5 protein-coding genes are annotated in these 7,174 nt (G+C 34.1%); 3 read left to right on the top strand and 2 right to left on the bottom strand.

All coding sequences use genetic code 11. From position 1 onward, the window contains the following. Window positions 1-704 precede the first annotated feature (704 nt). The gene (locus ACYSNV_RS12295; protein ID WP_461762836.1) at window positions 705-1,067 is read left to right on the top strand and encodes a lipocalin-like domain-containing protein; all 363 of its coding nucleotides are present in this window, start codon (window positions 705-707) and stop codon (window positions 1,065-1,067) included. A 270-nt stretch (window positions 1,068-1,337) separates the two neighbouring features. On the opposite strand, the gene ACYSNV_RS12300 is transcribed toward ACYSNV_RS12295, so the two are convergent. Both ACYSNV_RS12300 and ACYSNV_RS12305 read right to left on the bottom strand, forming a co-directional pair. Further along, window positions 1,338-2,402 carry a type II asparaginase gene (locus ACYSNV_RS12300; RefSeq protein WP_461762837.1) on the bottom strand — a complete coding sequence of 355 codons (1,065 nt, stop codon included), beginning with the start codon at window positions 2,400-2,402 and terminating at the stop codon, window positions 1,338-1,340. Between the two features lie 150 nt (window positions 2,403-2,552). Beyond that, window positions 2,553-4,547: a S8 family serine peptidase gene (locus ACYSNV_RS12305; protein WP_461762838.1), complete on the bottom strand. Its 1,995-nt coding sequence runs from the start codon at window positions 4,545-4,547 to the stop codon at window positions 2,553-2,555. A gap of 170 nt (window positions 4,548-4,717) precedes the next feature. Here ACYSNV_RS12305 and ACYSNV_RS12310 point away from each other — a divergent pair, with 170 nt between their 5' ends. Next, window positions 4,718-6,901: a M3 family metallopeptidase gene (locus ACYSNV_RS12310; protein WP_461762839.1), complete on the top strand. Its 2,184-nt coding sequence runs from the start codon at window positions 4,718-4,720 to the stop codon at window positions 6,899-6,901. Window positions 6,902-7,005: 104 nt separating this feature from the next. Further along, window positions 7,006-7,174 (top strand): transposase (locus ACYSNV_RS12315; protein WP_461761064.1); only part of this gene is annotated, 169 nt, incomplete at its 3' end.

Raw genomic sequence — 7,174 nt, forward strand, 5'->3', positions numbered from 1 at the left:
GCATGTGTTAGGCCTGCCGCTAGCGTTCATCCTGAGCCAGGATCAAACTCTTCATCGTATATTTTTTATATCTTAAATTAGATATATAAATCAAATCTTGCGATTCGCCTTACTCTCTTTATTTTTTTGCTGTCAATCCAATATGTCTATGAACGTGTCTTTCGTTTATTCTGCGCTCTGTATTTCAAAGCGGTCGCAAAAGTAATACTTTATTTAAAACTAACAAGATTTATTTTAAAAAAAATGTTTTTTATTTTTCTTGTAAGCCCCGTATTTCTTAAAGCGGACTGCAAAGATACTACCTTATTTTTTCATTATCCAAATTTATTTTTCAAAATCTTTCTCAATGTTTTTTAAGGATACTTTACTCTTATTTTATATTAGAACGTCTGCCTTGAATGCGGATGCAAAAGTAAAAACTTCCGGGTAACTTCCAAACTTTATTTTACTTTTTATTTAACCCTTTCTCCTAACAGTTTAAATAATAAAACTTTAGTAGATAAATTATTTTTTATCTGCCATATAAAAAGCCAGCGTTTTATAAACTCTCATCAAAAAATATTTTCTAAAATAGCTTTTTTAAAAAAATTTATTTTATAAAAAAAGCCATATTTAAGTAAAAAACCGCATCTATTTAACCAATCAAAGTGTACTAATAACAATAAATTCCTTATATTTAAACTCCTTTAAAACTAAAAACACCAATGAAAACTAACAAAATAAAATCTTACCTCCCCTTAGTACTTATTTTTTTGATCCTTACCTTGAGTCTTACTAGTTGTCATAACAAGAATATTCAAGGAAAATGGGTACAACCCATTTCTGGACAACAAGGTTTTCAGGGTATTGAACTATCCAAGGGCGGCAAGGCTAGTTCCATTAATATGGCTACCTTAAAATACCAAACCTGGGAAAAAAAAGGTGACACTCTTATTGTTTCAGGCCAAAGTATAGGAAACGGTCAAACATCTACTTTTTACGATACACTTCATATCCTGGAGCTAACACCTGGGAAACTAACTCTACAAAAACAAGGCTTACAGATAAACTATACAAAACAGGAATAAATAATTCTCTATTTACAATAGACATTCTTTATCTTTCAAAAAAAGGATATTGCTACCACTTAGGAGCTAGTGATTTTTTAAAACAAGTACAAATAGGAGCTCTGACTTATTCAAAAGAGCTACAAAAGTATATAGCAAAGTCAAGATTAAACAAAAAACCACCCTTTACAGTAATACCCTATTATTAACAGTCACATAGTAGATTGACAAATAATCTTTTTTTAGAACATTTGAGAGTAAAAGCTCAAAATGCGTTTTAATCTTATATAATTAGTAGCTAAAAAACATTTCTTGTATTTGAGCAATATTATCTGTTTTTGTTAAGCCAAGCATTAATAAAATTCGCGCCTTTTGCGGACTTAAATCATCGGCAACTACAAATCCTAACTTTTTATCATCCACCTCGTTGTCCAAAGTCACTTTTCCTTGTCCTGCCCTAGCGCTACGACACACTACAATTCCGCTATCCACTGCTTGTTTTAATGACTCTGTAACGGCCTGATTAAAATTACCATTACCAACACCTGCGTACACAATACCTTTAACCTTGTCTTTTATGGCCGCTTTAATACCTCTATCACTAGCACCAGCATATCCATAATAAATATCAACCTCTGGTAAGGTTTCTAATCCCTTTACATCAAATTTCTCTCCATGACCTTTAAGGGTTTTATAATAGTAATTAACCTTGTTGTCAAATACCAATCCTATAGGTCCAAAATTTCTAGATCCAAAGGTTGCCATATTTGTGGTACTTTGTTTGGTAACATCTCTAGCTGTGAATACATATTCATTCATTGCCACCACTACTCCAACTTGTTGACTATTTTTACTTGCCGCAACAATAACCGCATCCAATAAGTTTCTATTACCATCTTGGCTCATTGCCGTGGCAGCTCGCATGGCTCCAACAACAACTACAGGCTTATTGGAGGCAACAGTCAAATCTAAAAAATAAGCTGTTTCCTCCTGGGTATCCGTACCATGAGTAACTACAACACCATCGGCCAAATCCTTTTCAAATATCTCATTGATTCGATTACTTAGCTTCAACCAAGTCTCTATATTCATATCCTGAGAACCAATCTGAGCGATTTGCTCTGCTTTAACTTGCGCATAATTCTGCATTTGAGGCACCGCCTCAATTAAAGTTTCAACTGGAATCTTACCTGCTGTATAAGCTGCCTTTGTAGAAGACTCACCACTCCCTGCTATGGTACCACCAGTGGCAAGAATGATAATTCTTGGCTTTTCAGACAAATTCACTTTTTGATTCTGGGCTATACCCGGTAAATTCAAAAATAACACACATAAAACAGCAAATAACTTTTTCATCACGTAAAGTTTATAATTTAAAATAATACTTAATCCGAACTACACCTTTTCTATCAACAACCAATCACACTTAGCTCCTAGATCTATTAGCTACAAATATATTATATGTTTGATGATTTTGGCCTAAAACAATAATACAATTTACAAAAGTTACCTTTTTATAAACTTACTTCTATAACTAGCTGCATTGCTTTTTATCACCAAAAAATACATTCCCTTGACATACCTAGAAACATCTAATTCAAATCGATCAGTAGCCTGGATTTTATGCACATTAATTAATTGACCGTTTGCATTATATATCTGTAAAGTTTTACTGGAAAAAACAATTTCTTTTGGTATCTCAATATATAAAATATCCGAGGCTGGATTAGGCCATGAATCAAAATTAAATTTGTAATCCATTGGCTGATCATTAGTCTTACTTAGTCCTGCAAAATTTAAATCACTTACAAGCAAGGAGAAACTTTGAACCTTATTTAGTGCTTGATCTTTCATGTTAACATAAATAGTGTAAACTCCTTTTTTTGCATCAGGTATATCTATGCGCTCCACGTTATCCACGTTATTATCTCCTTGTAAGGCTACTGGATTATTATAATCTTTGTTTATATACCATGGCAGGTATTGGTTTCCATGTTCATCTATAACCCGTAAATCTAAATCGTGTACCAAATCAGGTTTATCAGCCTGTAGTGCTTTGGCAATTTTATCTTCTGCTGGTAGATCATTCCACACTAATGTAAAGCGTAATGCACTAACATCCTTTGGTACAGTTATCTGGGTTTGATAATCCAATGAATCATATAGAGTGTGTTGTACCACAAAGGCTTGATTTCCCTTGGCATTGTTAAGAAATTCTATCCCATTACGTGCATTTATTACCCCCCATCCGTATTTCACACTTGGCCCTAAATTCCCTTGGATAGCATCTGCTGTGTGAATCATCAGTCCTTTTATAGTGGAAGATTTAAAAGGATAATTGTAATTTTCCAATACCCACTGTTGCCAAAGTGTCAAGATTCCAGTAACCACAGGAGCCGACATAGAAGTTCCTGAGCTAAATGCATATAGAGAATTGCTAATTCCTTTATCTGCCAAATCCCCACTTTGATAGATACTAGAATAAAGTCCGACCCCAGTAGCCACAATATCAGGCTTAATTCTAAAATCAGCAGTTGGTCCATAATTACTAAAATCCGTATCACTTATATAAGTTGTTTTAGTCCTGTAATCTGGAATAATCGCTCCAACAACAATTGGATTCTTTGCAACAGAATAGCCCACTAGCATATCAAAACCTTTTTTACTAGGATTTAATATTTTATAATCCTTTCTGTCATTTCCAGCGGCAATCACACTTTGATAATAAGGATATTCGCGCATCACTCTATCATAACTCAATGCTTCTCTGGAGTAAACTCCAAAATAAGACGCTGGTATTAAAGGGGTATTTTCTTTTGACATGGTTGCAATTCCATAAGAATGATTTGAAACTAGTATTCCCTGAGAGGCTAGTTGTACAATCTTCACTATATCATCCTTCCAATTATAACTATACAGTGTTGCTTTGGGTGCTACCCCTAAAGACTCTGCATTTAAACCTTGACTAACTAAAGTTCCAGCAACATGCGTTGCGTGATTTCTTTTATGAATACTCTGAAGATATTCCGGGGACTGGGCAAGAGGTAACTCGTTGATAGGGTCGTGTAAAAAAACACGGCTAATCCCATTTTTATTGGTAAACTCAACATGAGTATCTAAAACAACATCGCCATCTAAAATACCGATAATCATCTTTTCTCCCAATAAAGAGATATTTGCTGTCAACGCATTATGTAGATAATTAACGCCTGAGAATTCTATAGCATGCTTATTATTTAACCCATAGTAAATGGCCACTCCATCGTGATTTACCCTTTGTAAAGTGTAGCCCTGGTCCCTGGGAAGTAATAAGTCCATGGCCTTATTTGTTTTGGCCTTTATTATACTTTGTTTATCGTTTTGCAAATAATTATGAAAATCTGCATATAAACCTGCAGCATCGCTATGGGTATACTGTTGCCTTATCCACTGGCGCATTTGATTGTCTTGTGGGTAAATAAAGTTAGTCACAAACAAAAAAAACACCAAAAATCTCCTCATAGCAACTATATGTATATATAAATTATTTCTTAATAAATTAATTTTATTTTTCAGTAACAAGCTAAAAAAACAGGTAACAGCCTACAAAAAGCATATTAAATCACCATGAATTTCTGCTTTTACTAAGATATTATATATATTTGACAACAACTAACTCTAATATCCAATTTATGAATGCTAAAAAAGCAGTATTAAGCGTTGTTGCAGGAGCCTCTATCTTATCGGCATCTTGCAAGAAGGCTGATCAGAATTCAGACCAAAATTTAGTATTTGATGCAAGTAATGCATTTTACGAAAAAAGTACATTACCTTATCAAACTGCTGATTTCGACAAAATTAAAAACAAAGATTTTAAGCCTGCAATCCTAGAAGGTATGCGTCGTCAAAAAGAGGCTATTGATGCAATTACTGCCAATCAAGATGCACCGACCTTTGAAAACACGATTGAAGCAATGGAACGCTCAAGTGAACTACTTGACCGTGTAAACGCGGTTTACTTCTTATTAATTGGTGCTCATACCAATGATGAGTTAAAGCAAATCAATACCGAATTGTCTCCTGTTTTCGCACAACATTCTGATGCTATTTATCTAAACGATGCGCTTTTCCAACGCATTAAAACATTACATGACAACAAAGCATCTTTAAATTTAACCCCAGAGCAAGAGAGAGTTCTGGATGTTTATTACCAAAGTTTCGAAATTGCTGGAGCCAACTTAACACCAGAGCAAAAAGAGCAATTAAAAACATTAAATCAAGAGCTTGCAAGTCTAACTACAAAATTTGGAGATCAATTACTTCTTGCCACAAAACAAGGTGGAGTTAGTTTTACAAAAGAAGAGTTAGATGGTTTAAGTGATGCTGAATTAGAATCTTTAAAACAACCTGATGGAACGTATGTTATCTCTTTGAATAACACAACACAACAACCATTATTAGAATCTTTAAATAACCCTGATACCAGAAAAAAACTTTTCGATCAAGCTTGGAGCAGAGCAGAAAAAACAGACGATCAAAACAATACGACACAAACCATAGTAGAGATCGCAAAAAAAAGAGCTCAGAAAGCTAAATTAATGGGCTATGACACATATGCAGATTGGTCTTTACAAACCAGTATGGCAAAGAATCCTACAAATGCAAAACAGATATTAAAGGATTTAACACCCTATGCTACAGATGCTGCTAACCAAGAATTAGCTGATCTTCAAGCATACATGAAAAAAGTACAAGATCAAAACTCACTTCAACAAAGTGAATTAAAAACAGCTGTTAATCAACAACAAGACCCTTTTACTTTAACAACTGCTGATTGGGATTATTACGCCTCTAAAATCAGAAAAGAAAAATATGATTTAGATCCAAATGAGATAAAACCTTATTTTGAGTTTAATTCCGTTTTAGAAAATGGTGTGTTTTATATGGCTACACAGTTATACGGTATTACTTTTAAAGAGCGTAAAGATATTCCTGTATGGCAAGAAGATGTAAAGGTATATGAGATATTCAATGAGGATGGATCACCTGTAGGTCTATTCTATACCGATTACTACGCAAGAGATTCTAAAAGAGGGGGTGCATGGATGAGTAGCATTGTTACCCAAAGTAAATTACTGGATAACATTCCGGTGATTTATAACGTTGGAAACTTCCAAAAGCCAGCTCCAGGACAACCAGCTTTACTTTCATTGGATAATGTAATTACAGTATTCCACGAATTTGGACACGCATTACATGGCTTTTTCAGTGACCAAACTTACCCAAGATTATCAGGAACTAAAGTATCTCGTGACTTTGTTGAATTACCTTCGCAATTCCATGAGCATTTTGCTTTTGATCCACAGATATTAAAAAACTATGCTAAACACTATGAAACTGGAGAGGTTATTCCTGCTGAATTACTAGTTAAAATCGAAAATGCTAGAAACTTTAACAAAGGATATAACTTAAGTGAAGTTTTAGGTGCTTCTTTATTAGACTTAGAATGGCATACTTTACCAGCTGATGCTACGGTTGAAGATGTAAATGAGTTTGAAAGACAGGCTTTAGCTAAATACGGTTTAGATATTGATAAAGTTCCACCAAGATACCGTTCTTCTTACTTTAACCATATTTTTGGAGGCGGATATGCTGCAGGATACTATTCTTATAAATGGGCTGAAGTTCTTGACAATGATGCCTACCAATGGTTATTAGAAAACGGTGGTATTACACGTGAAAATGGAGATTACTTCCGTGAAAAAATTCTTTCTAAAGGTAATTCTGAACCAGGAGATGTTCTTTATAAAGAATTCCGTGGTAAAGATGCGCAAATGGACGCTTATTTAAAAAATTCAGGATTTACAACTAATTAATTCCAGGGATTTAAAATTATAAAGCTACTCCTTTAAAAAGGAGTAGCTTTTTTTTTCAAGAATTTGTCACGTCCTGAAATAACGATACACAAAAAACAATCGTTATGACAAATCCTTATGTAAAGCGTACTCAGAAAGATTATACGTTAAGTTTCAAGCTCCAGGTTGTTCAAGAAATAGAACAAGGGCAGTTAAGTTTAGCTCAAGCTAAAACTAAATATGGTATTCAAGGCGACCAAACAGTTAAAAATTGGTTGAAAAAATTTGGTAACT

The sequence above is a fragment of the Myroides sp. LJL119 genome, assembly GCF_054871605.1.